Origin of the sequence: Dactylosporangium siamense, assembly GCF_016862795.1 — a bacterium.
GTDB classification, from domain to species: Bacteria; Actinomycetota; Actinomycetes; order Mycobacteriales; family Micromonosporaceae; genus Dactylosporangium; species Dactylosporangium siamense.
Window position 1 is genome coordinate 98506 of the sequence record NZ_BONQ01000128.1, and the last position, 24458, is coordinate 122963.

General features: G+C 72.5%; 25 protein-coding genes and 1 pseudogene. 10 read left to right on the plus strand and 16 right to left on the minus strand.

Going from position 1 to position 24458, the window contains the following annotated elements; genetic code table 11:
* Positions 1-22: 22 nt before the first annotated feature.
* From Dsi01nite_RS41155 to Dsi01nite_RS41165, 3 genes are all read left to right on the plus strand, one after another.
* On the plus strand, positions 23-1210 hold the full coding sequence (locus Dsi01nite_RS41155) for a sensor histidine kinase (protein ID WP_203851830.1): 1188 nt from the start codon (positions 23-25) through the stop codon (positions 1208-1210).
* The gene (locus Dsi01nite_RS41160; RefSeq protein WP_203851831.1) at positions 1207-1881 is read left to right on the plus strand and encodes a response regulator; all 675 of its coding nucleotides are present in this window, start codon (positions 1207-1209) and stop codon (positions 1879-1881) included. The genes Dsi01nite_RS41155 and Dsi01nite_RS41160 overlap by 4 nt, the downstream gene beginning before the upstream one ends.
* A gap of 65 nt (positions 1882-1946) precedes the next feature.
* Positions 1947-2594 carry a DUF2306 domain-containing protein gene (locus Dsi01nite_RS41165; protein ID WP_239136549.1) on the plus strand — a complete coding sequence of 216 codons (648 nt, stop codon included), beginning with the start codon at positions 1947-1949 and terminating at the stop codon, positions 2592-2594.
* Here Dsi01nite_RS41165 and Dsi01nite_RS41170 read toward each other — a convergent pair.
* Both Dsi01nite_RS41170 and Dsi01nite_RS41175 read right to left on the minus strand, forming a co-directional pair.
* Positions 2566-3927: a cytochrome P450 gene (locus Dsi01nite_RS41170; RefSeq protein ID WP_203851833.1), complete on the minus strand. Its 1362-nt coding sequence runs from the start codon at positions 3925-3927 to the stop codon at positions 2566-2568. The two genes, Dsi01nite_RS41165 and Dsi01nite_RS41170, sit on opposite strands and share 29 nt — an antisense overlap.
* Before the next feature lie 49 nt (positions 3928-3976).
* Complete coding sequence (locus tag Dsi01nite_RS41175) at positions 3977-4576, minus strand: maleylpyruvate isomerase family mycothiol-dependent enzyme (RefSeq protein WP_203851834.1); 600 nt, start codon at positions 4574-4576, stop codon at positions 3977-3979.
* A gap of 90 nt (positions 4577-4666) precedes the next feature.
* Between Dsi01nite_RS41175 and Dsi01nite_RS41180 the strand changes: the two genes are divergently transcribed.
* From Dsi01nite_RS41180 to Dsi01nite_RS41190, 3 genes are read left to right on the plus strand one after another with little or no spacing between them, the layout of a single operon-like run.
* Positions 4667-4990, plus strand: a complete 324-nt coding sequence (locus Dsi01nite_RS41180) for a hypothetical protein (protein ID WP_203851835.1) — start codon at positions 4667-4669, stop codon at positions 4988-4990.
* Positions 4991-5020: 30 nt separating this feature from the next.
* Positions 5021-5383 (plus strand): DUF1304 domain-containing protein, encoded by a 363-nt coding sequence (locus tag Dsi01nite_RS41185; RefSeq protein WP_203851836.1) that lies wholly within the window; start codon positions 5021-5023, stop codon positions 5381-5383.
* 30 nt (positions 5384-5413) lie between these two features.
* Entirely contained in the window at positions 5414-7144 is a 1731-nt protein-coding gene (locus Dsi01nite_RS41190) for an ABC transporter substrate-binding protein (protein WP_239136550.1), read from the plus strand.
* Here the strand turns inward: Dsi01nite_RS41190 and Dsi01nite_RS41195 are convergent.
* From Dsi01nite_RS41195 to Dsi01nite_RS41205, 3 genes are read right to left on the minus strand one after another with little or no spacing between them, the layout of a single operon-like run.
* Positions 7122-7730 (minus strand): GNAT family N-acetyltransferase, encoded by a 609-nt coding sequence (locus Dsi01nite_RS41195; RefSeq protein WP_203851837.1) that lies wholly within the window; start codon positions 7728-7730, stop codon positions 7122-7124. The genes Dsi01nite_RS41190 and Dsi01nite_RS41195 overlap by 23 nt on opposite strands.
* Positions 7727-9259 carry an APC family permease gene (locus Dsi01nite_RS41200; protein ID WP_203851838.1) on the minus strand — a complete coding sequence of 511 codons (1533 nt, stop codon included), beginning with the start codon at positions 9257-9259 and terminating at the stop codon, positions 7727-7729. Before Dsi01nite_RS41200 ends, Dsi01nite_RS41195 begins: the two co-directional genes overlap by 4 nt.
* A 33-nt stretch (positions 9260-9292) precedes the next feature.
* Positions 9293-10057, minus strand: coding sequence for a GOLPH3/VPS74 family protein (locus Dsi01nite_RS41205; protein WP_203851839.1), 765 nt, complete (start codon positions 10055-10057; stop codon positions 9293-9295).
* Positions 10058-10224: 167 nt separating this feature from the next.
* Here Dsi01nite_RS41205 and Dsi01nite_RS41210 point away from each other — a divergent pair, with 167 nt between their 5' ends.
* Positions 10225-11103, plus strand: coding sequence for a Vgb family protein (locus Dsi01nite_RS41210; protein WP_203851840.1), 879 nt, complete (start codon positions 10225-10227; stop codon positions 11101-11103).
* A 212-nt stretch (positions 11104-11315) separates the two neighbouring features.
* Positions 11316-13301: a hypothetical protein gene (locus Dsi01nite_RS41215; RefSeq protein ID WP_203851841.1), complete on the plus strand. Its 1986-nt coding sequence runs from the start codon at positions 11316-11318 to the stop codon at positions 13299-13301.
* Between the two features lie 85 nt (positions 13302-13386).
* Here the strand turns inward: Dsi01nite_RS41215 and serA are convergent, their stop codons facing one another.
* Together serA and Dsi01nite_RS41225 are read right to left on the minus strand one after the other, a co-directional pair.
* A complete protein-coding gene (gene serA, locus Dsi01nite_RS41220) occupies positions 13387-14613 on the minus strand; it encodes a phosphoglycerate dehydrogenase (protein WP_239136551.1) in 1227 nt (408 codons plus the stop codon).
* 20 nt (positions 14614-14633) lie between these two features.
* Positions 14634-14825 carry a hypothetical protein gene (locus tag Dsi01nite_RS41225; RefSeq protein ID WP_203851842.1) on the minus strand — a complete coding sequence of 64 codons (192 nt, stop codon included), beginning with the start codon at positions 14823-14825 and terminating at the stop codon, positions 14634-14636.
* Between the two features lie 20 nt (positions 14826-14845).
* On the opposite strand from Dsi01nite_RS41225, the gene Dsi01nite_RS41230 reads away from it, so the two are divergent.
* Positions 14846-15478, plus strand: a complete 633-nt coding sequence (locus tag Dsi01nite_RS41230; protein ID WP_239136552.1) for a hypothetical protein — start codon at positions 14846-14848, stop codon at positions 15476-15478.
* On the opposite strand, the gene Dsi01nite_RS41235 is transcribed toward Dsi01nite_RS41230, so the two are convergent.
* From Dsi01nite_RS41235 to Dsi01nite_RS41245, 3 genes and pseudogenes are all read right to left on the minus strand, one after another.
* Complete coding sequence (locus Dsi01nite_RS41235) at positions 15459-15944, minus strand: HAD domain-containing protein (RefSeq protein ID WP_203851843.1); 486 nt, start codon at positions 15942-15944, stop codon at positions 15459-15461. The two genes, Dsi01nite_RS41230 and Dsi01nite_RS41235, sit on opposite strands and share 20 nt — an antisense overlap.
* Before the next feature lie 112 nt (positions 15945-16056).
* On the minus strand, positions 16057-16512 hold the full coding sequence (locus Dsi01nite_RS41240) for an SMI1/KNR4 family protein (protein WP_203851844.1): 456 nt from the start codon (positions 16510-16512) through the stop codon (positions 16057-16059).
* A gap of 214 nt (positions 16513-16726) precedes the next feature.
* Positions 16727-17605 (minus strand): annotated as a pseudogene (locus Dsi01nite_RS41245) (phosphatase PAP2 family protein); the annotation flags it as partial.
* A gap of 101 nt (positions 17606-17706) precedes the next feature.
* Here Dsi01nite_RS41245 and Dsi01nite_RS41250 point away from each other — a divergent pair.
* A complete protein-coding gene (locus tag Dsi01nite_RS41250) occupies positions 17707-17931 on the plus strand; it encodes a hypothetical protein (RefSeq protein ID WP_203851846.1) in 225 nt (74 codons plus the stop codon).
* On the opposite strand, the gene Dsi01nite_RS41255 is transcribed toward Dsi01nite_RS41250, so the two are convergent.
* The 6 genes from Dsi01nite_RS41255 to Dsi01nite_RS41280 all read right to left on the minus strand — a co-directional run bounded on the left by Dsi01nite_RS41255 (position 17895) and on the right by Dsi01nite_RS41280 (position 24441).
* Positions 17895-19340, minus strand: a complete 1446-nt coding sequence (locus Dsi01nite_RS41255) for a sensor domain-containing diguanylate cyclase (RefSeq protein WP_239136553.1) — start codon at positions 19338-19340, stop codon at positions 17895-17897. The genes Dsi01nite_RS41250 and Dsi01nite_RS41255 overlap by 37 nt on opposite strands.
* 22 nt (positions 19341-19362) lie before the next feature.
* Entirely contained in the window at positions 19363-20526 is a 1164-nt protein-coding gene (locus Dsi01nite_RS41260; protein WP_239136554.1) for an ArsB/NhaD family transporter, read from the minus strand.
* A gap of 50 nt (positions 20527-20576) precedes the next feature.
* On the minus strand, positions 20577-21806 hold the full coding sequence (locus tag Dsi01nite_RS41265; protein WP_203851848.1) for an EAL and HDOD domain-containing protein: 1230 nt from the start codon (positions 21804-21806) through the stop codon (positions 20577-20579).
* Between the two features lie 44 nt (positions 21807-21850).
* Positions 21851-23080 carry an EAL and HDOD domain-containing protein gene (locus Dsi01nite_RS41270; RefSeq protein ID WP_203851849.1) on the minus strand — a complete coding sequence of 410 codons (1230 nt, stop codon included), beginning with the start codon at positions 23078-23080 and terminating at the stop codon, positions 21851-21853.
* A 57-nt stretch (positions 23081-23137) separates the two neighbouring features.
* The gene (locus Dsi01nite_RS41275) at positions 23138-23824 is read right to left on the minus strand and encodes a GNAT family N-acetyltransferase (protein ID WP_239136555.1); all 687 of its coding nucleotides are present in this window, start codon (positions 23822-23824) and stop codon (positions 23138-23140) included.
* 77 nt (positions 23825-23901) lie between these two features.
* Positions 23902-24441 (minus strand): snapalysin family zinc-dependent metalloprotease, encoded by a 540-nt coding sequence (locus Dsi01nite_RS41280; RefSeq protein ID WP_203851851.1) that lies wholly within the window; start codon positions 24439-24441, stop codon positions 23902-23904.
* Positions 24442-24458: the final 17 nt, after the last annotated feature.

A 24458-nucleotide genomic window follows, 5' to 3' on the forward strand; every position in this document is an offset into this window, starting at 1 on the left:
CGGGCTCCCATACGATCGGCGGATGACCGAGGCCTTGCGCGCGCTGTGGGACGAGCCCCGTGCCCCGGGCGCGCCCGCGCGGGTGTGGCGGGACTGGGCGCTCGCCGGGATCCTGGTGCCGCTCACGGTCCTCGAAGGGCTCCTGCGCCCGGACCTGCCGATGCGGGCGCTCTCGGTGGTCGTCCTCGTCGTGCTCGCGCCGGTGCTGCTCTGGCGGCGGCGGCAGCCCTTCGCCGCGGTCGCCCTCGCGTTCGGTGTGACGGGGCTGCTACCGGTGTTCACGGGGCAGGCGCTCGAGAACGACGCGACGGCGTTGGTGCTGATCACGGTGTACGCACTGGCGCGGTGGGGTGCCGGCCGCGAGATCGTCGCCGGAGTGGCGGTCGTCGCCGCGAAGTTCGCCGTCGCGGTCTGGCTCGGCGAGGTCGATGCCGGCGACGCCGTCGCGGGTCCGGCGGTGCTGTCGGCGTGTCTCGCGCTGGGCGTGGCGCTGCGGTACCGGGCCAGCGCCCGCCGGCGCGAGGTCGACCGGATCCGGTTGCTGGAGCGGGAGCGGCTGGCCCGGGACCTGCACGACACCGTGGCGCACCACGTCTCGGCGATGGCGATCCGCGCGCAGGCCGGCATCGCCACCGCGGCCCTGCACCCGGACGCCGCGACCGACGCGCTGCACGTCATCGAGGCCGAGGCGTCGCGGGCGCTCGCCGAGATGCGCGCCATGGTCCGGGTCCTGCGGCGCGACGGACTCCCGGAACCCGCCGAGCTGACCCCCAACCCGCACACCGCCGGGCCGGCACCGGACCCACCTGACCCACGCATCGCCGACCTGGTCGGCCTGGCGGGCCGGGCCGGTGCGCGGACCGGGCCGGGCGTGCACGTCGGGCTGTCCGGAGACCTCGGTGACCTCCCGCCGGAGGTCGGTGCCGCGATCTACCGCCTCGCCCAGGAATCGGTCACCAACGCCCGCCGGCACGCCCGGCACGCGACCAGGATCGAGGTCCGCGTCGACGCCGACGACACGTCCGTCCGGCTGCGGGTCAGCGACGACGGCGACCACAGCCTGAGCCACGCCGCGGCGACGCCCGGGTTCGGGCTCATCGGCATGGCCGAGCGGGCCGACCTGCTCGGCGGCACGGTCGAGGCGGGTCCGGGGGCGGGCCGCGGCTGGACCGTGACGGCCGTGCTGCCACGCGCGGAGTCACCGGCGTGACCATCCGTGTGGTGGTCGCCGACGACCAGGAGATCGTGCGGACCGGGCTCACCATGATCCTCAACGCACAGCAGGGGATCACGGTCGTCGGGGAAGCCGCCAACGGGCAGCGGGCCGTCGAGCTCGCCCGGCGGCTGCGCCCGGACGTGTGCCTGTTCGACATCCGCATGCCGGGCGTCGACGGCATCGAGGCGACCCGTGCCCTCGCCGGCCCCGGCGTCGAGGACCCCCTCGCGGTCGTCGTCATCACCACGTTCGACCTGGACGAGTACGTCTACGCGGCGCTGCGCGCCGGCGCCCGCGGGTTCCTGCTGAAGGACGCCGGTCCGGCGCTGCTCGCCCAGGCGGTCCGCGCCGCGGCGGACGGCGAGGCGCTGATCGCCCCGGCCGTCACCGCCCGGCTCCTGCGCGCCTTCGCCGGCGCCGGCCCGTTGCCCAAACCCCGCCAGCCCGTCGAGCCGCTCACCGATCGCGAGGAGCAGGTTCTCGCCAAGGTGGCCGCGGGCCGCACCAACGGCGAGATCGCCGCGGAGCTGTACATCACGCTCAGCACCGTCAAGACGCACATCACCAGCCTGATGGCCAAGCTCGGCGTCCGGAACCGGGTCGAGATCGCGATGTGGGCCTACGAGACCGACCGGGCCCCGGGGACTACGCGGGGGTCGTCCTAAAGTACGGCCGTGCCCCGGCCCGCGCGGCGATGAGCGGGCACCGTCCCGGGCCCGACGATCGACACATGACCACCCCCAGATGGCTCGTCCCCACCGGGCTGATCCTGCTCAGCCTCGTCCCGATGCTCGGCGGTGCCGTGCGCGTCGCGGAGCTCAGCGGCGGCGGTGCCCGCACCCCGGACAACGCGCGATTCTTCGACCAACCGCTGCCGGTGGTGCTGCACATCTTCAGCGCCAGTATCTTCCTGCTGCTCGGCGCCTTCCAGTTCGACTCGCGGTTGCGCCGCCGCCGGATCGGCTGGCACCGGGCCGCCGGGCGGCTCCTCGCGCCGCTCGGCATCGTCGCGGCGCTGACCGGCCTGTGGATGACCGTGTTCTATGACGTGCCGCCGGTCGACGCCACCGTCGTGGCGGTGCTGCGGCTCGGGTTCGGCTCGGCGATGGTGGTGGCGCTCGTGGTCGGCGTCGCCGCCGCGCTGCGCCGCGACATCCCCCGCCACAGCGCCTGGATGACCCGCGGTTACGCGATCGGGCTCGGCGCGGGCACCCAGGCGTTCACGCTCGCGCCGTGGATGCTGCTCGTCGGGGAGCCGGGCTGGATCACCAGGAGCGTCGGGATGGCGGCGGGCTGGGTCATCAACCTCGCCGTCGCGGAGTGGGTGATCCGGCGCCGCGCGGTCCCGGTCAGGCGGCCGGTTTCCACACCCGCGTGACGGAGCCGGTCAGGACCGTCCACTTCGGACCTCCGGCGCGGACGGGCACGGGGCGGCGCGGGCCCGCGGTGACACCGTTCACCATGCCGTAGTCGATCCGGGGTTCGACCAGGCCGGGCAGGCCGCGCTCCAGCAGCAGCGTCAGCGTCGTGCGGACCTGCAGGTCGGCGAACTCCGCGCCCAGGCAGCGGCGGGGGCCGAGCCCGAACGGGATGAACTCGTACTGCTTCGGCCCCGGCTCCCCCGCCGTCCAGCGTTGCGGGCGGAACACCTGCGGCTGCGGGTACACCGCCGGGTTGCGGTGCTCCAGCAGCGGCGACAGGAACAGCAGCGCCCCCTTCGGCACCGGCGGCGAGCCCGCGACCTCCACCGTCGCGGTCACCCGCCGGGGCAGGGTGATCGGCACCGCCGGCAGCAGGCGCTGCGACTCCTTCACCACGGCATCGACGTCCACAGTGGACGGGTCAACCGGAGCGGCGTCCGGGTCGGGGCTGCCGAGCAGCGTGATGAGGGCGAGGCTCATCGTCATCGCGGTCGTCTCGAACCCGGCGGCGAAGAACCCGTGCAGCTCCCCCGCGATCTCCTCGGTGGTGAGCTGGTCGCCGTCCTCGTCGACGGCGTGGCACAGGATCGACAGCGCGTCGGGGCGCGGCTCGCCGGCCCGCCGCTGCGCGATCAGGGTGGCGAGCTGGTCGTAGGCGCGGGCGACCCGGCGCAGCCACCGCCCGTACGGCGACCACCGCAGGTCCCGCTTGAACAGCAGCACCCGCGGGTCGCCGGCCTCGGTGCCGAGGGTGACGATCCGGTCGGCGAACGCGCTGAGCCCGTCGGCGTCGTCCAGGCCGAGCAGGCACCGCATCAGGTTGGCCTTGGAGATGCGCAGGCACTCCCGCTTCAGGTCGAACGGCGCGTCATCGACGGCCGCGAACCGGGACCGCTCGAACGTGTCGGCGAACACCGCCCGGTAGTGGGTCATCGCGGTGCGGTGCACGGCCGGCATCAGCAGCTTCCGGCGGCGGGTGTGCTCGGCGCCGTTGGCGGTGATGACCGCGTCGAACATGCCCGACCACGGCCGGCCCGGCGGCAGGTCGAAGAACCCGTCGGCGCGCTGGAACGCGGCGGTGTCGGTGAACACCTGCTTCACGGCCTCGCGCCCGCGGACCACGACGACGGATCCGTTGCCGGCGGTGGCGGGCACGACGGGCTGCTCGAACGGCCCGACCCGGCCGAGCAGGAACCGGGCCGAGTCGCGGATCAGCTTGAGGTTGTTGACGACCGGCACTCCCGAGGGTCCGGGCGCGTCGATACGCAGCGCGGTGTCGAAGAGCTCCACGGATATCCACGATGAACGAAGTCAGAGACCGTCACCATCCGGCGAACGGTCAGCGACCCTGCGTGAACCTGGCCGCCGCTTCGCCCGACAGGTGACCGGCGGGCAGCAGCCGCCCGCAGACGACGAGCAACAGGTCCTGGGCCAGGCCGCGCAGCGGGGCGCCGCTCCCCCGGCCCCAGTCCACGTCGGTGGCCTCGAGCCGCACGCCGGTGAGGTCGACGCCGAAGTACGCGACGTTGCGCGGCCGCATCGCGTCCAGGACGAGCAGGAGCCGGTCCGCGGGCACCCGCCGGTCGAGACCGAGCGCGACGGTGCTGTCCAGGCCGTGGATGATCTCGTGCGACAGCGCGCCGACGGCCCCGCCGCCGGGCGGCGACCACGGGTGCGCGATGTTGTCCCGCAACGCCGCCACGAGCGCCGGGGCCGGCATCCGGGCGGCGTCGCGGCGGGCGACCCGGTCCGCCATCCGGCCGAACCGCCCGCCGGAGCGCAGCATCTCCCACCCGAACTCGGCGGTGCCCATCCGGAACGGCATCGTGGTGTGCGCGAGCACCTCCCGCACCCGCCACCCGGCGCAGAGCGATGGCGCGTCCCACTGCTCGTCCGTCAGCCCGGCGAAGACCTCGGCGAGCTCGCCGCGTTCAGCCATGATGTGTGACCTCATGCAGCTGATACGACCGGCGCACGCGGAACTCATCGGTGCGGAACGGCTGGCGCGGGCCGGATACACTCCCCAACCATGACGACCTTGACCCGCCGCCTCGCCTCGGTCGCCGCCGCCCTGGTCATCGGGGTGGGCGCACTGACGGCCTGCAGCTCCGACAACGTGACGTGCTCGACCAACGCGTGCACCGTCACCTTCGACCGGGGAGTGGATGCCGAGTCCAGCGTGCTCGGCGTCGACGTGAAGTTCGTCAGCGTCGACAACGGCGTGGTGAAGCTGGAGGTCGGTGGCACCACCGTGAGCGTCCCCGTCGACGGCTCCACCCAGGCGCAGGGCTTCGACATCACCGTGCAGAGCGTGACCGACTCGCAGGTCGTCGTGCGGATCCAGACCAGCTGACCGCCTGATACCACCCGGTAGGGTGTCGGCGTGAACATCGTCGCCCTGGTCCTCGTCGGGCTCGTCGCCGCGCTGCACGCGTATTTCCTGGTGCTGGAGATGTTCCTGTGGACCGCGCCGCGGACCAGGGCGGCGTTCGGCACGACCGCCGAGTTCGCCGAGGCCAGCAAGGCCCTCGCCGCCAACCAGGGCCTCTACAACGGCTTCCTGGCCGCCGGCCTGGTCTACGGCATGATCGCCGACGACCCGGTGGGCTTCGCGGTGCGCGTGTTCTTCCTGGTGTGCGTGATCGTCGCCGGCCTGTACGGCGCCGCCACCGCAAGCCGCCGGATCCTGCTGGTCCAGGCGCTCCCGGGCGCTCTCGCCCTGGCCGCGGTCCTGATCGCGCACTAACACCACCCGCACGGGGCTACGCTGCGTTAAGTGAAGATCACTCGCAGTCTGCTGGTCCTGTGCCTGACCCTCACCGTCGGTGCGTGCGCCAAGAAGGACGAACCGGGCGGCGAGGGCACGACCGCCGGCGGGTTCAACGCCGGGCTCACCGAGGTGGTCAACCCGTCCTCGGCGACCGGCGGGACGTTGAAGCTCGCCAGCGCGCACGACGTGGACTCGTGGGACCCGACCCGGTCGTACCTGACGGCGGCGTACAACCTGCAGCGGCTCTACACGCGCACGCTGCTCACGCCGGACGCGAAGCCCGGCGCCGACGGGCTGAAGCTCGTCCCGGACCTCGCCGCGGCGGCGCCCACGATCTCCGCCGACGGGCTGACGTACACCTTCACGCTCCGCGACGGCGTCAGGTTCGAGGACGGCGAAACGGTCACGTCGAAGGACGTGCGGCACGGCATCGAGCGGCTCTTCGCGCAGGAGGAACTCGGCGGCGGGCCGACGTACCTCATCGACCAGCTCGACCAGGGGCAGCACTACCCCGGCCCGTACGCGGACAAGACGGGGCTGAAGAGCATCTCGACGCCGGACGACAAGACGATCGCGTTCCGGCTGGCCGAGCCGTTCGCGGACTTCCCCTACCTGCTGGCGATGGGGGTCGCCGCGCCGGTGCCGGCGGCCAAGGACACGGGCGCGAAGTACGGCGACAAGCCGGTCTCCTCGGGCCCGTACCGGTTCGAGACGATCGACCCCGGCAAGGAGGTCGTCCTCGTCCGCAACGCGGAGTGGGACCGCGCCACCGACACGGTGCGCCGGGCGCTGCCGGACCGCATCGAGCTGGCCATCGGCACCGCCCCCGACGAGATCGACGCGCAGCTGCTGGACGGGGACCTGGACGCCGACGCCGGGCAGAGCGGGGTGCAGGCCGCCACCCAGCCGAAGATCCTGCTCGACGCCGCGCTCAAGGCCCGCACCGACGAGCCGACGACGGGGTTCGTGCAGTACGCGGCGATGAGCACGGCCGTGCCCCCGTTCGACGACGTGCACTGCCGGCGGGCCGTGCAGTACGCGGTGGACAAGACCGCGGTGCAGACCGCCCGCGGCGGACCGGACGCGGGTGGTGACATCGCCGGCGCGATGCTGCCGCCGGGCATCCCTGGACACGACCCGTCGCTCGACCCGTTCCAGACGAAGAGCGGCAAGCCGCAGCCGGCGAAGGCCAAGGAGGAGCTCGCCGCGTGCGGCAAGCCGGACGGGTTCGAGACCGTCATCGCGGCCACCGACAGCCCCCGGGCGGGCAAGACCGCCGAGGCGATCCAGGCGGCCCTGGCAACCGTCGGCATCAAGGCCCGCATCGAGGCGTCGGACCCGTCGCTCTACGCCCGTTCGGTCGTCGGCTCCCCGTCGAACGTGCACGCCAAGGGGTACGGGCTGATCCTGGGCGCCTGGTCGGCGGACTTCCCGACCGGCTACGGCTTCTTCCCGACCCTGGTCGACGGCCGCCTCATCCTGCCCAGCGGCAACAACAACTACGCCGAGCTGTCCGACACCGCGATCAACGCCCTGCTCGACCGGGCCCGTGCCACCACGGACCCGGCCGCCGCCGCGAAACTGTGGTCCCAGGTCGACGCCGCGGTCATGACCTCCGCGACGATGCTGCCGTTGACCTACGACAAGGTCCTCAACTACCGCAACCCGAGACTCACCAACGTGTTCGTCAACCAGTACTACGGGATGTGGGACGTCACCGCGCTCGGGGTGGCCTGAGCATGGCGTAGAGGGGTGGGCCGTCGCCGATGGGGACCTCGTTGGTGTCCACGTAGCCGTGCCGGCCGTACAGGGCCGCGTTGCGCCGCCCGGTCGCCTCCAGGTACGCCGGCAGCCCGTCGCCGTCGGTGACCCGGTGGTGCTCCCGCAGCAGCCGGCTGCCCAGGCCCTGGTTCTGCGCGGCCGGAGCCACGCCGAGGAACGCCAGGTAGTCGTGGGTCAGCCCGTCCGGGTGCGCGGCGAGCATGTCCACGTCGAGCCGCACGAACCGGTCGGTCGCGGCGCCGCACGCCTCGGCCAGCCGCCGGTCGTAGTCGGCGATCTCCGGCTCGAACTTGCCGTCGAGGCGCACCCACGCCGCCGCGGCCGAACCGTCCGCGGCCAGATACACCGTGCCGTGCTCGACGAACCAGGGCGTGACGAGGTCGAAGTAGCGCCGGTACACCTCGGGCCGCTCGGCGTCGTCCGGCACCAGCCAGTGGGCGATGTCGGTGTCGTCGAGCGCGGCGGCGAGCACGGCCGCCACCGCGGGGGCGTCGGCCGCCCCGGCGCGTCGCAGCGCCGGGGCGGTGGAGGTCGACGTCATCGGGCCCGGTGCGCCGCGGTGGCGTCGTCGGGCTGGGCCGGCAGGAGCGCCGCGTTGACGCCCTGGCCGATGCCGCGGTACGTGGTCGGGTTGACCGTGCGCAGGACCGCCGCCCATGCCGCGCCGATCAGCGCCACGACCAGGAACAGGCCGGGGAACAGATAGCGGGCCAGGTCGTCGGGCTTGACCCCGAGCAGCGTCTCGAACTCCAGGATCGTCACGACCAGGACCGCGGCGAGGAGCACCGCGCCGATCGCCGGGGCGATGAACCGCCGCCACGGCGACACCTCGGCGATCTCACCCTCACGGTTGCGCAGGAAGTACACCAGCACCGCCACCGACGTCACGGTCATCAGGATGAGCACGCCGAAGCCGCCGGTCACGGTCCACCAGAAGAACAGGTGGATGAACGGGTCCAGGCCCTTGCTGGACGCGAACACGGCCAGGACGAGGGCGGCGAGGATCGTCTGCGAGAGCGAGCCCCAGACCGGGGCGCGGAAGCGCCGGCCGGTGGCGCCGAAGAAGCTGAACAGGACCCGCTCCCGGCCCAGCGCGAACGTGTACCGGGCGGCGGTGTTGTGGAACGCGAGCAGCGCGGCGAACAGGCTCGTCACGAACAGCACGTGGCCCAGGATCAGCCAGATCTCCGCGAGGTGCGGGCTGACCAGCACGAACATCGTCTCGCTGGAGTTCTCCGTGGACAGCCCGACGATCTTGTCCGGCCCGGCGGCGACCGACATCGCCCAGGAACAGAACGCGTACAGCAGGCCGATGATGATCAGCGACAGGTAGGTGGCGCGGGGAATGTTCCGCTTCGCGTTGCGGGTCTCCTCGCTGTAGACGGCGGTGGACTCGAAGCCCACGAAGCCGGCCACGGCCGTGGCGAGCGCCGCGCCGATGCCGGCGCTGAACAGCTGCGACGGGTTCACGGTGTCGAACGTGACGTTGCCGCCGGCCGGGTGTGCGAGCTCCACGACCGAGAAGATCAGCGCGATGATGACCTCGGCGCCGAGCAGCACGCCGAGCACGATGCCGCTGAACTCGATGCTCAGCACGCCCAGGATCCCGATGACGGCCCACGCGATGAACGCGCAGGCCCACCACTCCAGCTTGATGTTCCACTGGGTCTCGAGCAGGCCGCTGAGCACCGGGCCGAAGCCGCCGTACAGGCCGATCTGCATGAAGTTGTACGCGAGCACCGCGACGCCGGCGGCGCCGAGGCCGGTGATGCGGCCCAGCCCCTGCGCGACGTAGGCGTAGAACGCGCCGGAGTTCACGATGTGCCGGGACATCTCCGTGTAGCCGACGCTGAAGACGCCCAGCACGACGGCCATGGCGACATACGCGACGGGAATACCGAGCACGCCGGTGACGGCCCAGCCCGCGGTCGCGCCGCCGGCGATGACGGTGAACGGCGCGGCGGCCGCGATCACCATCAGGATGACGGTGAGCACCGTCAATTTGTTCTGGTCCAGCGCTGAATCGATCTTGCTGTAGCCGCCTGTCGGCGGCGCGGTGGTGACAGGCATGGAACGTCCTCCGGGGAAGTGAGGGGGTGTTGCTTAACGTCCGTTCATCACCTTGTTGCCGATGACGACCCTGGTTTCCTGGATCAGGGTCTGCACATCGCTGTGGGACTGCTGCATGAGGTGCTCGAAGTACGCGTGCGCCGCCTGGCCACCGCCGTCGAGAATGCTCGACAGCAGGCCGGTGGCATCCGCGATGCCCAGCAGGTGCATGTCGATCTGGTCGATCGGCCTGCGCTGCGCCAACGCCGTGCCGAGCCGTACGCGCGGCCACACGAAATCGTTGGTGTCGGTCGGCATATAGAAGGTGAAGCGGCGCAGCAGCCGCCGACCCTCCTGGGGGATGACGTGATTCGCGGCGACCATGCGGCGGGCGACCCGTTCGTAGGCCTCCATCGACAGGTAGGTCAGCCAGGTGCGCACGTCCCGGGGAGTGCGCTCACCCCGGATGTCGTCCAGGACCGCGTGCGCGACCGAGTCACCGGGTGTGGATCCGCTGCGCACCAGCAGCAGGCCGTCCTCGACGGTGAGAATGCCCGCCCAGCCCAGCTCGCCGATCAGCGCGGAGGCGAGGCCGACCCGGGTGGCGTCGTCGGAGAGCCGGAGGGCGCCACTACGGTCGTCGTGGCAGAGGCGGAAGAAGTCGTCGGCGAGCGGCTCCCGGCGCCTGCGGTCAGCCAGCAACCGCGTGCCTTTCCGCTTGCTGCCGCACAGTCGTCCCCCGATGAATGCAATCCGGCGCTCCAAGTCCGGAATGCACCGTAGCGGTTGCCCGCGACGCACTTCAATCCCGAACGACATTTTAACAACCCGGAAACGGTGCGGACCACCGCCGGAACGGGACAGTGACGAGGTCAGACGGCTATGACACACTTCAATTAAGAAAGTTCCTCGCTTCGGGCCGCCGGGCGGGCCGTCGGCACAAATGCCACGCAATCGGGCAAGCCACCCGCGTAGGGTGGATCCACATGGATGTGTTCATGATCGCCGAATCCGGCGACGGGCCGTACGGCATCACCACCGGCCCCGACGGCGCCATCTGGTGCACGCTGGTCCACGCGGGTGCCGTCGCCCGGATCGCTCCCGACGGCACCACGACCCGCTTCGACGTCTCCGGCGACGGCCCCGCGCTGATCACCTCCGGCCCCGGCGACGCGCTGTGGTTCACCCTCCTGCGGGCCGGCGCCGTCGGCCGCGTCACCACCACGGGTGCCGTTTCGCTGACGCCGGTGCCGGACGCGCAGGGCACGTACGGCATCGCCGCCGGCGGGCACGTCTGGTACACCTCGATGCAACCGGACCAGGTCGGCCGGCTGGAACCGGACGGGTCCGCGACGGTGGTGCCGCTGCCCGCGGGCTCGATGCCCTCGATGCTGACCACCGGCGCGGACGGCGCGCTGTGGTGCACCCTCAACCAGGCCGGTGCGATCGCCCGGATCACCCCGTCCGGCGCCGTCACGGTCTTCCCGCTGCCGACCCCGGACGCGGCGCCGGTCGGCATCACCACGGGTGGCGACGGCGCCGTGTGGTTCGTGGAGATCGCCGCCGGCCAGGTCGGCCGCATCACCACCGACGGCACCGTCACCGAGTTTCCGCTGCCCGACCGCGCCGGCCGCCCGCACGCGATCACCGCGGACCCCGTGCGCGGCGGCTGCTGGTTCACCGAATGGGCCGGCAACCGCATCGGCCACATCACCCCGGCCGGCGACATCACCCTGCACGACCTGCCGGTCCCCGACGCCGAACCGCACGGCATCACCGTCTCCCCCGACGGCACCGTGTGGACGGCCCTGGAGACCGGCGCCGTGGCCCGCCTCACCCCGCGTGATCGAGCAGCCACGCGGTGACCGCCCGGACGGCACCGGCGACCGCGCCGGTGACGGCGGCGAGCAGCAGCTTCGGGGTGTTCCTGGGTGGTTTGGACATCGGGTTCTCCTCACGCGTGGGTGTGTTCCTTGAGCGTGAGACCCCCGGTGGTGATCGATCTCGGATGCGATGAGTGACGACGCCACGACGGGGGATGGCACGTCAACCCCCCGATGCCCGATGCTGGACGGCGATGAGCAGCGATGAGCGCCGACCAGCGCGGCGCCGACCCCGGCCGATCACTCCCCCGTGGCTGCCCCCCGGTCCGCTGAAGGACCTGAAGGATCTGCTGCACTCGCTGTACCTCCAAGCCGAGGCGCCGACGATGGAGCAGATCGCGGCGGCGACGGCGCGGCTCGCGGACGAGCTCGCCGAGGAGTGGCGGTGCCCGGTCGACGAGATCGACGAGCTGATCGGGGCCGCTCCGAAGAAGGACGCCGTCAACCGGATCCTCCGCGACGACGACGTCCCGCCGAGCGAGCAGGACGTGGTCGCGGTCGCGGTGGCCCTCGCCCGGATGGCCACCGATCGCCATGACCTGAGGGTGCTCGTGGACCAGGTCCGCGGTGTGTGGCGCCGGGCGCAGGCGGCGCCGCCGGCGCGCCGGCTCGGCCGGCCGGTCAGCGCGTGCGACCCGCTCACCCTGGAGGTCCATCGCGCCATGGAGGTCGACGGCGCGCCGCTCGACCCGCTGCCGCTCTACGTGCCGCGGGCGCACGACGCCCGGCTGCGGGACGTCACCGATGCGGCGGTGGCCGGGGCGAGCCGCATCGTCACGCTGGTCGGCGGATCGTCGACCGGCAAGACCCGGGCCGCCTGGGAGGCGGTCCAGACGCTGCCGAAGCAGTGGCGGCTGTGGCACCCGATCGATCCGGGCCGGTCACAGGCGATCGCGCAGGACCTGACCGAGGTCGGCCCGTTCACCGTGATCTGGCTCAACGAGGCGCAGCACTACCTGATGCCCGCCGACGCCGCCCTGGCCGAGCGCATCGCCGCCGGCCTCCGCACCCTGCTCACCGACCCGGCCCGTGGACCGGTCCTGGTGATCGGCACCATCTGGCCCGAGCACTGGCGGCTGCTGACGGCAGCGCCCGCGCCACCGCTCGAAGACGTGTATGCCCAGGCCAGAGCGCTGCTGACCGGCACCGAGATCCCGGTGCCGGACCGCTTCGAGACCGCCGACCTGGACGCGCTGCGGCGGCAGGCGACCGAGGATCCCCGCCTGGCCGGCGCGGTCGAGCACGCGGAGCAGGGGCAGGTCACGCAGTACCTGGCGGGCGCACCGGCGCTGCTCGAGCGGTACCGCACCGCGCCGGCGCCGGCCCGCGCGCTGATCGAGGCCGCGATGGACGCCCGGCGCCTCGGCCACGGCCCGGCACTGCCGATCTCGCTCCTGGAGGCCGCCGCCGTCGGCTACCTCACCGACAGCCAGTGGGACCTGCTCGGCGAGGACTGGTTGGAGCAGGCCCTCGCCTACACGGCGGCGCCCTGCCACGGCGCCCGGGGACCGCTCACCCGTATCCGCCCACGCCCGGGAGACCCCGCTCCGGCGGAGAGCACCTACCGCCTCGCCGACTACCTCGAACAGCACGGCCGCCAGATCCGGGACAGCGTCTGCGCACCGACCGCCTTCTGGGAGGCATGCCGGACCCACACCCGACCGGTGGAACTGTTCCGGATCCGCACAACGCTGGTGGTGCGATGCGCAGCCGACCCGTCCCGGATCGTCGACCGGGACCTGGCGATCGCACTGCTGGAGGAGGCCCTTTCCGGGCCGCAGGTGCCGACGGACGAAGTGCTGACCCGAGCAGCGCTGGGTCTCATGCTGTTCCTGCGGGCCGTGCCGGTTCCCCTTCGGCAGGACGACGACGTCACCGCGATGATGGACTTCATCACCGCGTTCGTGGAGGGACAGTTCAACACGCCGGCCCGGCGCGACGACCGCGATCGCGCCATGGAACACCTGCAGTGGCTCATCGAACACGACTCGCCGCGCTCCTCGACCCGCTGGAGTGCCCAACAGATCGTGATGGGCCTGCAGATGGTTGCCGAATACGAGGCGGGCGGACCTGGGCAGACCGGCACCGTGCACCTGCCCCGTCCGATGTTGCGGCGCGCGGCGGCCGCATTGGTCAAGGCCCGGAACGCCCCCCGGCCAGCCCGACAGCGCGACACTTGACGCTCAGGACGAGATCGCCGCGCTGTTGGCGGCGGAGACGGGCGGACCGGACGTGCCGTGAGGGCACGTCCGGCCGGCCCGGATGTTACGACAGGACGCGCAGCTGGACCGTGGTGGCCATGTTGGCGAGCTGGGCGAGGATCTCCGCCGGGTAGTCGATGGCGATGTCGGACAGCAGGTAGCCGAGCTCGCCGCGGGTCGCCAGGATCTGGCCCTCGACGTTGACCTTGTGGCCGGCGAAGATGCTGTTCACGTCGGCCAGCACGCCCGGCACGTTGTGGTGCAGCAGGGCGATGCGGTGGGTGTCGGCGGCCTGCTGCAGGTTGAGCGACGGCAGGTTGACGCTGAGCGTGGTGGAGCCCTCCTGCACGTACTTGTGCAGCTTCTCCGCCACGAACGAGCCGATGTCGGACTGCGCCTCCTCGGTGGACCCGCCGATGTGCGGGGTGAGGATGACGTTGGGCAGGCCGCGCAGGGCGGAGGTGAACTCGTCGCCCTTCGCCTTCGGCTCCTTCGGGAACACGTCGACGGCGGCGCCGGACAGGTGGCCGTTCTCCAGGTGCTTGCGCAGCGCCTCGTGGTCGATGACGAAGCCGCGGCTCAGGTTCAGGAAGATGCTGCTGGGCCGCATCCGGGCGAACTGCTCCTCGCCGAAGAAGCCGCTGTTGCCCGGCCGGCCGTCGACGTGCAGGGTGACGATGTCGGACTTCTCCAGCAGCTCGTCGAGCGTGTCGCAGCGCGACGCGTTGCCCAGGGCGAGCCGGTCGGCGGTGTCGAAGAAGTACACCTTGAGCCCGAGGTTCTCGGCGAGGACCGACAGCTGGGTGCCGATGTTGCCGTAGCCGACGATGCCGATCGAGCGGCCGCGGACCTCGTGGCTGCCCGTGGCGTCCTTGTCCCAGACCCCGGCGTGCATGCCGGAGTTCTTCTCGGTGAGGCGCCGGGTCAGCGCGATGATCTCCGCGACGGCGAGCTCGACGACGCTGCGGGTGTTGGAGAACGGGGCGTTGAACACCGCGATCCCGGACTCCGCCGCGGCGCGCAGGTCGATCTGGTCGGTGCCGATGCAGAACGCGCCGATCGCCCGCAGCTGCGGTGCGGCGGCGAGGGCCGCGGCGCTCACCTGCGTCTTGGACCGGATGCCCAGCAGGTGGACCCCGTCGAGCTTGGCGATCAGCTCGTCCTCGTCGAGCGCACGCCCGAGGGTCTCGACCACGTATCCCTCGGACCGCATCCGCTCGACCGCGACGGGGTGGATGTTTTCGAGGAACAGGACCCGCACGGGGTCGCTCTGGGAAGTCAATGCCTGCACCCCACCTACCCTAAGTGACCTTACGTGTCACTGGTACGTGACCCGCGACTCGTCCCGCCCTGTGCGACCGCGTGCCGCTCCCGCAGTTTGGCCCGGATCTCCTCCGGCGTGTACGCCCGCCGCCGGCGCTCCGCCCGCGCGACCACCACTCCGGTCGCCGCGACACCCACGACACCGGCCAGGCCGAGCACCTTCCACCACTTCGCCTTCATGGGCATTTAGGGTACTGGTCGTGCAGGCAGCTATCGATCTCGACGACGCGGTCCGGATGACACGGACGGGCGACCTCTGGGTGTTCCGTGGCCGATCCAAGGCCGACCGGGCGATCCAGACGCTGACGAACAGCCCCGTCAACCACGTCGGCATGGCCGTCGTCCTGGACGACATGCCGCCGCTCATGTGGCACGCGGAGCTGGGCAAGTCCCTGCCCGACATGTGGTCCGGCGGCCACCAGCGCGGCGTCCAGCTGCACGACCTGCGCGACGCCGTCCTCGTCTGGGGTCGCCGGTACGGTCAGCGCCCGTGGCTGCGCCAGCTCCACCACGAGGTCTCCCCCGCGATGGAGGAGGCGGTCCTGCGCACCATCGCCCGGCTCGACGGCACCCCGTTCCCGTCCACCGCCCGCCTCGCCGGCCGTTGGTTCCAGGGCCGCGTGCCCAACATCCGCAAGCGCAACGACTCCTCGCTGGAGACCGCGTACTGCGCCGAGGTCGTCGCCGTCACCTACGAGGAGATGGGCCTGCTGCCCACGGGCCGCCGGGCCAACTGGTACGACCCCGGCAAGTTCTGGAGCGGCGACGACCTGGACCTCCAGCACGGCGCCACCCTCGGCGACGAGATCGCGGTCACCCTGCCGCCCGCCTGACGAAGGCTTCGATCTCGTCGAGGTGCTCGGGGGTGAGGCCGCGGCGAGCGTCCGGGCGGATCAGCAGGGCACGACCAGTGGCCGTGAGCTCGTCCAGCAGCGGGCCGCCGGTGGGGACCTCGTCGTCGTCGGTCCAGATGAGATGGTCGCCGCCGGCGAGGACCGCGCGGGCGGCGGCCAGCTTCGCCGTGGGCGCGTCCGCGGTGGTGGTGAAGGCGCAGGGGAGGGCGGGCAGGTGGAAGAGCCGCTCCACCTGGTCCGACCAGGCACACCAGGTGGAGCACCAGCGCACCTCGACCGCGCCGGAGGTGTGCAGGCGGCGGATGCGGGCCGTCAGCGCGGGCGCCCAGCGCATCGGCCAGGCGGTGCCCTCGGCGTAGGCCCGGCCGTGGTGCGGGGCGGCGTGCCAGCGGGGTTTGCGGACGTTGATGACGCCGTCCACGTCGAGCAGCCAGACGCAGGTCATGCCGGCCGTCAGCGGCGCTTGACCAGGACCACGATCAGCACGATCACGCCCACGGCCACGATGGTGCAGAGGCCGCAGCCGACGAGCAGGTGCCACGGTTTCACGGCGACCATCAGTGCCCGCTTTCGTCGTCGCCGGCGTACCAGTCGTCGCCGTCGGCGGTCAGGATGCGCCGCAGGTAGTCCTCGAGGCCGTCGGCGACGCGGCGGCGGGTGTCGGTCTCGTGTTCCCACACGTAGACCCCGTCGTGCGGGGCGTCGGTGACGAACGCGAACTGGTCGCCGCCGCCGTTGTCGCCGAAGAACAGCAGACCGTCGAACGGCGCGTACAGCTCGGCGAAGTCCTCGTTGGTCCGGAACGCCTGGTTGTCGGCGAGGATGCGCCCGGCGGTCCAGACGACGTCCAGGCTCAGGTGGCCGAGCAGGCCGTCGGTCTCGGTGAGCAGGGCGCGCAGCTCGGCCGGGAGCGACTGGCCCAGGCCGCGCTCCACCTCGTCGAGCGCCGCCCGGTCGGCGGGCGGCGCGGACTCCGCCTCCGGGAACAGCCCGGTGGCCAGCTCGATCCACATGCGTGGAACCCTAGCCGGGCAGTTTGACGGTCGGGTCGTCCGGGGGGTGGATGACGCGTTCCGTGCTCAGCTCCTGCGCGGAGAGCCGGACCGTCTCCTGCTCGGCGATCGGGTCGGCGATCGCGTGCGACACGGTCGGCAGGTCGCCGGCCGGGACGGGCCGGGGCCCGCCGAAGTCGCCGTCCTCGTCGTCGTCCACGAGGGGCGGGACGACCCGGGGCACGACGCGGTGGACGGTGAACAGGACCGAGGCGACCACCAGGCCGGCGGTGCCGGCGATGCCGAGGGCGCCGCCCGCGTAGGCGGCGAAGAGGCGGCTGCGGCTCAGGTCGTCGACGGCGACGTCCAGGTCCTGGTCGGTCAGGTAGAGGGCGATCGCGGCGCCGGCCAGCAGGCCCAGGGAGACCAGGGTGAGGAAGCCGGTGGCAAACGTGCTGGGCGGGCCGTACTCGACGCCGCCGTGCCGGCGCTGGACGACGACGATGAAGAGGCTGGCGGCGGCGGCCCAACCGGCGACGACGAGCAGCGCCGAGACGGCGTCGCTGGGGCGGTGCCAGCCGGCGGACAGCGTGGCGACACCGGCGAGGGCGGCGAAGACCGCGGCGACGAGGCCGCCGGTGGCGCGTGCCTTCGCGGGCAGGACCAGGACGAACGCGACCGCCACGGAGGCGGCGATGGTGGTGTGGCCGCTGGGGAGGCTGTTGCCGACGCCCGCCCGCTCCGGGTCGATGCCCAGGTCCGGGCGGGTGATGAGGGCCTTGAGGACCTGCGTCGTGACGTTGGCGCCGGCGATGAGCAGGATCGCGCCGACGGCGAGGGCGACCCGGCGGCGGATGAGCGCGATGAAGCCGACGACGACCGTGGCGACGGTGAGCGACAGGATCGAGATGCCGTTGAGGACGCGGTCGACGATCGTCTCGACGCGGGCCCGGCCGATGCTGTTGCCGGTGAGGGCGACGTAGTCCAGCAGCTGCCCGTGCTCGGTCTGGACGAAGAAGTGCCAGACCTGTTTGAAGCCGTAGGCCTCCGCGGCACCGAGCAACAGCAGCCACAGCACCAGCCCGAACGGCCATCCACGCATGGCGTGCAACATAGCCGATCCGGGTTTCGGGTAAACCTGCCGTGTGACCGGTATGCGTGGCCGCGCACCGATCGGGGTAGATGGTCGTTGCTGTCCACGAGAAGGAGGCGGAGATGATCACCAGGGTGCGGCCGGTCGGTGTGCTGGTCGGCTACGCGGTCGAGGCCGTCGACGGCCCGGTGGGCACGATCCATCGCGGCACGTATGACCGGGGCCGGCTCGTCGTGCTGTCCCGCAACGAGGTCGAGGTGACGCTCCCGGTCGACGCGATCCAGCGGATCGACCACCGCGGCCGGACCGTCTACCTCGGGGTGAGCCGGGAGTCCGTCGCGGGCTGAGCCACCTCGACCCGGTTCCGGCCGGCGCGTTTCGCCGTGTACAGGGCGGCGTCGGCGCGGGCGACCAGCTCGTCGGAGGTCTCCACGCCGTTCCACTGGGCGAGGCCGGCCGAGAACGTCTGACCGAGCGGGGTCGCCGCCATGAGCCGCCGCAGCACCTGCAGCGACTCCCCCGGGTCGGCGCCGGGCAGCAGTGCGATGAACTCCTCACCGCCGTACCTGGCCAGGTGGTCGGTGCCCCGCAGCTGCTCCGACCAGGCCGCGGCGGCGGACTTCAGCAGCCGGTCGCCGGCCGGATGGCCGTATTCGTCGTTGAAGCGCTTGAAGTGGTCGAGGTCGAGCATCGCGACGGCCAGTCCGGCGCCGTCGCGGCGGGCCCGCTCGACGGCGGCGGGCAGCTCGGCGGCCCAGGCCCGCCGGTTGGGCAGCCCGGTGAGCTCGTCGGTGCGGGACAGCTCCCGCACCCGCGCCGTCTGCGCCTCCAGTTGCCGCAGCAGCTGTGCCATCCGGATCACGACGAGCAGGAACAGCACGATCGAGCAGATCGCGATCGGCAGCGCGTCGGTGACCTCACCGGCGGCGATCTGGCCGAGCAGCAGCAGCGGCGCCATCAGCGAGGCGAGGGTCAGCAGGACGAGCAGGCCGGGTCCGAGCTTCGGCGGCACGCCGGCGGACTCGCCGATCTCGGCCGCGGAGCGGTGCAGGCCGGCGTGGCCGACCAGCACGTACGCGAGCAGGTAGACCGCCCCGAGGACGCGGTGCGCGGCGGGCCCGGGCTCCACGGCGACGGTGTTCAGCCCGGCCCAGGTCACGTCGCCGGCCAGGAACAGGCAGGCGGAGGCGCCGATCAGGCGGTACGCGGTGCTGCGGGTGCCGCCGCCGACCAGGAGCCGGGTCAGCATCGCCAGCAGGAGCACGTCGCCGACGGGGTACGCGACGCCGGCGAGGTGGGCGAGGGGCGACAGGCCGGCCTCGGTGATCGCCGGGCGGATCATGAACACCCAGGCGAGCAGGCCGAGTCCGGTCGTGACGGTGGTCGCGTCGACGAGCGCGCCCCAGTCCTGGCCCCGCGACCGGCGGCGGATGAGCAGGACCAGGCCGGTGGCGAAGGCCGGATACAGCAGCAGGTAGCCGACGTCGGCCCAGCCGGGCGCCTCGTATTCGCCGTTGACGTGCAGGTGGTACGCCTCGACGAGGATCCCGGTCGCGTTGCCGCCGATGCCCGCCGCGAACGCCAGCCAGGCGGCCCGGCCGGTGCCGTGGTGCCGCAGCGCGCCCACGACGACCGCCGCCGCGGCCAGGTATCCGGTCAGCACCTGCACCGCGACCTGCCACCAGCTGCCGTCGGGCACCACGAAGGACAGCGCAAGACAGGTCCCGGCCGTCGCCAGGTACCCCCGCAGCATCATGTCACTGAGCGTAACCCTTCGATCACACCAGGAGGGCTGCGGTGGCGAGGGCGGTCCCGGCGACGGCGACCCCGGTGCCCCACAGCAGGAACCGCGCCGCGGGCACCTGGACGCCGCCGGCCCGGCACCGCTCCCACCACAGCAGCGTCGCCAGGGACGCCCACGGCGCGGCCAGGGGCCCGACGTTGACCCCGACCAGCAGTGCGAGCAGCTGGGTGCGGTGGCCGGCCCCGATGCCACCCTCGCCGGCGATGTACGCCGGGAGGTTGTTGACGAGGTTCGCCAGCCCCATGCCGGTCGCCGCGGCCCGGAACGCCCCGACCGGCCCGCCGTCGGTGCCGATCAGCGTGCCCGCGAACCGGTCGAGACCGTGCGCGCCGAGGGTCTCGACGACCAGGAACATCCCGGTCACGAACACCAGCAGCCGCCACGGCAGCAGCGCGGGTCGCAGCGCCCCGCGGGCCCGCACCGCGAACGCCACCACGAGCGCGGCCGCGGCCACCCCTGACGCCATCCACAGCGGCACCTCGAGCAGCACCCCGGCGACGAACACCAGGCACGCCGCGAGGGCGACCCGGAACAGGACGGGATCCGCCGGGCGGTGGGGCGGCGGCGGGGTGAAGCCCCGGGCCGTGCGCCGCCAGTACGCCACCCACAACGCGACCGCGGTGACGCTGATCGCGGCGAGCTGCGGCAGCCACATCCGTCCCGCGAACGCGACCGGCCCCAATCCGACGTGCCCGGCCGCGAGCAGGTTCGTCAGGTTGGACACCGGCAGCAGCAGGCTCGCCGTGTTGGCCAGCCACACGGTCGTCACCGCCAGGGGCAGCGGCGGCAGCCCGAGGCGCCGGGCCAGCGCCAGCATGACCGGCGTGAGCAGCACCGCGGTCGTGTCGAGGTTGAGGATCATGGTGGTCACGGCCGCGAAGGCGACGCAGACGCCGAACAGCGCGACGGTGCGGCCCTTGGCGAGGGTCGCGAGGCGGTCGGCGAGCACGTCGAACACCTCGGCCTGCGCGGTCAGCTCGGCGAGGACGATCACCGCGCCGAGGAACGCCAGCAGCGGCGCGATCCGCTCGACGGTGTGCTCGGCCTCGGCCACCGGCAGCAGCCGGGCCGCGACGGCAACCCCGCCGGCGACGAACAACCCGATCCCGACCCAGTCCAACGCATGCAGCCGCCTCATCGCCGATGATCTTCGCACCACCGGCGACCACCCGCACATCGGATGGCGGGTCAGCCTCGGCGGGCGGCGGTGTCCTCGGAGTCGGGTTCGGCGAGCGAGGCGTTCGTCCAGCGCAGCGCCGAGAGCAGGTCCTCGGCCAGGTCCGGCACGACGGCGACCGGCGCGTCGCGCTGATACGTGCGGACCTCCGTCAGGACCGCGCCGAGGTGACCCCGGCCGTGCACGACGGCCTCGGTGACCTCCGCGGTCAGCGGCAACTGGTCGGTCAGCTCGCTGGCGGGCCGGCCGAGCAGGTCGCCGATCGCCGACAGCAGGCCGACGGTGAACGCCGCCGAGCCCGGGGAGCCGCGGCGCTCGGCGACCGTCTGGCACATCCGGGCCCGGACGACCGCGTCGGTGAGCTGTGCCTCGTCGCCGTCGGCGAAGTCGGCGACCATCATCAGCGTCGCCCACTGGCGCACCTGCGGGATGCCCAGCATGACCACGGCCTGGAAGATCGACGAGACCGGTTGGGGCAGGCCGTTGGAGGCGGCGTTGACGCCGCGCAGGACGCGGACCGCGAGGGCGGGGTCGCGTTCGATGGTGTCGACGGCCCGTTCGAGATGCACCTCGTCGGCGGCGAGCTCGGCGAGCAGCCGCATGCGGGCCAGCCGGGTCGGGCTCAGGGTGTGCGTGGTGATCAGGTGCGGGCGGCTCAGCACGTGGCCCTGGAAGAGCTGGAACTGCAGCTGGCGGGCCAGTTCGAGCAGCTCGTGGGTTTCGACCCGCTGGGCGACGAGCCGGATCCGGGGGTACCGGCGGCACTGGGCGGCGATCGCGCTGATCGCCTGGCGGTCGCCGGCGAGCATGTTGACCTTGACGTAGTGGGCGGAGGGCAGCAGGCGGGCCCGGGAGGCGTCACCGTCGAAGTCACCGAAATCGTCCAGGGCGATGCGGTGGCCCTGTTCGACGAGGCGGCCGACGCCGTCGAGGACCTCGTCGTCGACGGCGACGTCGGCCATCAGCTCCAGGCCGACGGAACCCGGCGGGAACGGCAGCGGCAGCTCGCCGACGATGAACTCGCGGGTGAGGTTGATGAAGCAGCGCCGGTCGCCGACGAGCTCGGGGATGCCGAACGCGGTGAACGCCTCGACGATGACGCGGCTCGTCGCGGCGCTGTCCCGCACGGTGGCGTGCACCGCCTCCGGGCCGTCCCGGAACAGCAGCTCGTACGCGGCGACGTGGCCGTGCTTGTCGTAGAGCGCCTGCCGGCCGATGTGTACGGGTCGCGTGCTGTCCACGTCGGCCTATCGGCAGACCGGGCCTCAGGTGAAGGGAACAACCATCACGGCGTGGCGGGGCGGGACCTGGGGGCGATGATGTGCCCGGTGTAGGCGACCGCGTCCAGGTACGCCCGGGTGGTCTCCTCCACCGGCAGCGGCGCGGCGAGGAGCATCGGCAGGTCTGAGGCCTCGTACGCGGCGACCAGCGACAGCAGCTCGCCCAGCGGCCCGACCCCGTCGACGAGGGCCTCGGTCACCTCGTGGCTCAGCGACAGGCGCATGGCCAGCTCCGCGGCGCGCTGGCCGAGCAGCTCGGCGACGGCGGAGATCAGCCCGACGGTGAAGGCCGGCTCCGGTGGCACGCTCATCCGCGCGGCGATGTTCTGGCACATGCGGGCCCGGGTGATGGCGCCGGACAGCTGCTGGGTGCCGGGGTCGTCGAGGTCGCTGACCAGCATCAGGGTGGCCCAGTCGCGGAGCCGGTCGACGCCGAGGAGCAGCACCGCCTCGTGCACCGAGGACACCTTCACGGGCAGGCCGAGCGCGTCGGCGTTCGCGGCCGCCATCAGGCGCAGGCTCAGCGCCGGGTCGCTGGTGACGAGGCCGACGACCCGGTTCAGGGGGATGCCGGGGCCGACGAGGAGGCTGAGCAGCTCGACCCGCGCCAGCCGGGACGGCGACAGGGCGGTCCCGGAGACGACCTGCGGCCGGCCCAGCACGTAGCCCTGGAACAGGTCGAAACCGAGCGCCCTGGTGTGCTCCAGTTGCTCCTGTGTCTCGAGCCGCTCGGCGATCAGGGTGAGGTTGGGGTACTTGCGACAGCGCTCCACGGTGGCCACGAGGTCGTCGGGCGCCGTCTCCAGCACGTCGATCTTGACGTAGGTGGCCAGGTCGAGCAGCGGCTCGTGGCCCAGACCGAACACGTAGTCGTCGAGCGCGATGCGATACCCCTGCGCGACGAGGTCGGCGACCGCCGCCACGACCACGTCGTCGATCGTCACGGTCTCGAGGATCTCCAGGACGACCTGCTCGTGGTCGAACGGCAGCGGCAGGTCCCCGACCAGGAACTCGCGGGTCAGGTTGACGAAGCACAGCCCGCGCCCGCACAGCGGCTCGATGCCGATCTCGGTGAAGGCGGTGATGAGCACCCGGCTGGTGGCGTACGCGCCGCGCTCGTCGGCCTCCACCGCCCCGGCATCGCCTCGGAAGAGCAGTTCGTAGCCGTGGACGTCACCGTGCCGGTCGAAGATCGGCTGACGTCCGACGTGCACCGCGCCGGAAGGGGGGAACATACCGCACACATCGACTCCGGCGGCGCGACAATGACCCCTTTGCCGCAGGAAAGTGTCTCAGGCCGTTCCGGCCATCGCGTGGACCCGCCAGCCCGGGTCGGGGAAGCCGGCCGCGTCGGCGACCCGCGCGCTGGCCGTGTTGGCCGGGTCGTGCAGGTAGACGGCGACCGCGCCGCCGGCCACGATCCGCCGGGCCGCCCGCGCGACGAGCCGCCGCGCCAGCCCCTGCCCGCGAGCCCGCTCGTCGGTGCCGACGGAGATCTCGATCCCCGACACGTCGTGCGGCTTCAGCCCGACGCCGGCGAGATAGTCGCCGGCCGCGTCGCGGGCGATGAGCACCTCGCCGGGGAACGGCCGCAGCCAGTCGGGGATGCCCGGCCCGTCCGACGGCTCCCACACCCCGGCGTCCGGCAGCGCGGCGGGGGCCTGCGACCAACGGAACACGCCGGTGAAGAAGACCTGCTCCGGCCGGTGCAGCAGGGCCGGCAGCCGGGCCGCCAGGACCTCCGCCGCGGCGTCAGCGTCCAGGCCTGAGTCCAGGCCCGCGACCAGGTCGGCGACGGCGGCGCGGTGCGCGGGCGGCACGGACAGCACCCCGCGCCCGTCCGCGTCGGTCACCCCGAGCGCGAGCTGCTCGGCGCCGTCCCAGCGGGGCTTGTCCCGGGCCGGGTGTCCCACGACGGTGATCCCCGGACCGGGTGGAGGCCACGCGCCGAGCCAGACCTGCAGGAACCTCGTCAGCACCAACGCCTCCGCGGAAAAGATCGAGAGCCCGGCCAGCCCCCACATCCTAGGCGCTCGATCTTTCCGCAGAAGTCCCGTCAGCCGACGGTCAGCACCTCGGGTGCGTCCTGCCGGACCGCCGCGACGCCGCTCGCGAAGTTCCGCTGGACCTGGGCCGCCTCGGCCGTGCTGGGGTTGGCGTTGGTGCACGACACGGGCGCGCTGCTGCCCGACATGAGATCCGTGCACAGCCCGGTCCGGCGGTCCGGCAGGCCGAGGATGTGCCCGAACTCGTGGGTCGCGATGCGCAGTGGGTAGTAGCCGTCCACGACGGCTTCGCGTCCCATGTACCACCGTCCGTTGCCGAGGCTGGTGGTGTAGGTCCTGGGCCAGCCGTTGTCGGCGTAGACCCTGATGTTGGGTGTCCGGCCGGCGGTGACGGGCACCAGCCTGACGTTGCTGACCTTGCCGTTCCACACGGTGGCCGCCTGGTTGACCACCGCCACGAACTCCTGCGCCTGGCTCGCGTCGTAGTAGAGGGTACGGGTGGCCGCGTGCGCGGGTGCCGCGCCGACCAACTGCACGCCGACCAGCGCCGCAAGGGTGAGCAGCACGGTGGCGAATCTGCGTCTGACCATGCCGCCGAGGCTAATGT

What these genes read in the sequence shown, in the direction of transcription:
- Dsi01nite_RS41155 (WP_203851830.1), top strand. Translation starts at nt 23, where the DNA reads ATGACCGAGGCCTTGCGCGCGCTGTGGGACGAGCCCCGTGCCCCGGGC.
- Dsi01nite_RS41165 (WP_239136549.1), top strand. Translation starts at nt 1,947, where the DNA reads ATGACCACCCCCAGATGGCTCGTCCCCACCGGGCTGATCCTGCTCAGC.
- Dsi01nite_RS41175 (WP_203851834.1), bottom strand. Translation starts at nt 4,576, where the DNA reads ATGGCTGAACGCGGCGAGCTCGCCGAGGTCTTCGCCGGGCTGACGGAC.
- Dsi01nite_RS41180 (WP_203851835.1), top strand. Translation starts at nt 4,667, where the DNA reads ATGACGACCTTGACCCGCCGCCTCGCCTCGGTCGCCGCCGCCCTGGTC.
- Dsi01nite_RS41195 (WP_203851837.1), bottom strand. Translation starts at nt 7,730, where the DNA reads ATGACGTCGACCTCCACCGCCCCGGCGCTGCGACGCGCCGGGGCGGCC.
- Dsi01nite_RS41200 (WP_203851838.1), bottom strand. Translation starts at nt 9,259, where the DNA reads ATGCCTGTCACCACCGCGCCGCCGACAGGCGGCTACAGCAAGATCGAT.
- Dsi01nite_RS41205 (WP_203851839.1), bottom strand. Translation starts at nt 10,057, where the DNA reads ATGTCGTTCGGGATTGAAGTGCGTCGCGGGCAACCGCTACGGTGCATT.
- Dsi01nite_RS41210 (WP_203851840.1), top strand. Translation starts at nt 10,225, where the DNA reads ATGGATGTGTTCATGATCGCCGAATCCGGCGACGGGCCGTACGGCATC.
- Dsi01nite_RS41215 (WP_203851841.1), top strand. Translation starts at nt 11,316, where the DNA reads ATGAGCAGCGATGAGCGCCGACCAGCGCGGCGCCGACCCCGGCCGATC.
- Dsi01nite_RS41225 (WP_203851842.1), bottom strand. Translation starts at nt 14,825, where the DNA reads ATGAAGGCGAAGTGGTGGAAGGTGCTCGGCCTGGCCGGTGTCGTGGGT.
- Dsi01nite_RS41235 (WP_203851843.1), bottom strand. Translation starts at nt 15,944, where the DNA reads ATGACCTGCGTCTGGCTGCTCGACGTGGACGGCGTCATCAACGTCCGC.
- Dsi01nite_RS41240 (WP_203851844.1), bottom strand. Translation starts at nt 16,512, where the DNA reads ATGTGGATCGAGCTGGCCACCGGGCTGTTCCCGGAGGCGGAGTCCGCG.
- Dsi01nite_RS41250 (WP_203851846.1), top strand. Translation starts at nt 17,707, where the DNA reads ATGATCACCAGGGTGCGGCCGGTCGGTGTGCTGGTCGGCTACGCGGTC.
- Dsi01nite_RS41255 (WP_239136553.1), bottom strand. Translation starts at nt 19,340, where the DNA reads ATGATGCTGCGGGGGTACCTGGCGACGGCCGGGACCTGTCTTGCGCTG.
- Dsi01nite_RS41260 (WP_239136554.1), bottom strand. Translation starts at nt 20,526, where the DNA reads ATGAGGCGGCTGCATGCGTTGGACTGGGTCGGGATCGGGTTGTTCGTC.
- Dsi01nite_RS41270 (WP_203851849.1), bottom strand. Translation starts at nt 23,080, where the DNA reads ATGTTCCCCCCTTCCGGCGCGGTGCACGTCGGACGTCAGCCGATCTTC.
- Dsi01nite_RS41280 (WP_203851851.1), bottom strand. Translation starts at nt 24,441, where the DNA reads ATGGTCAGACGCAGATTCGCCACCGTGCTGCTCACCCTTGCGGCGCTG.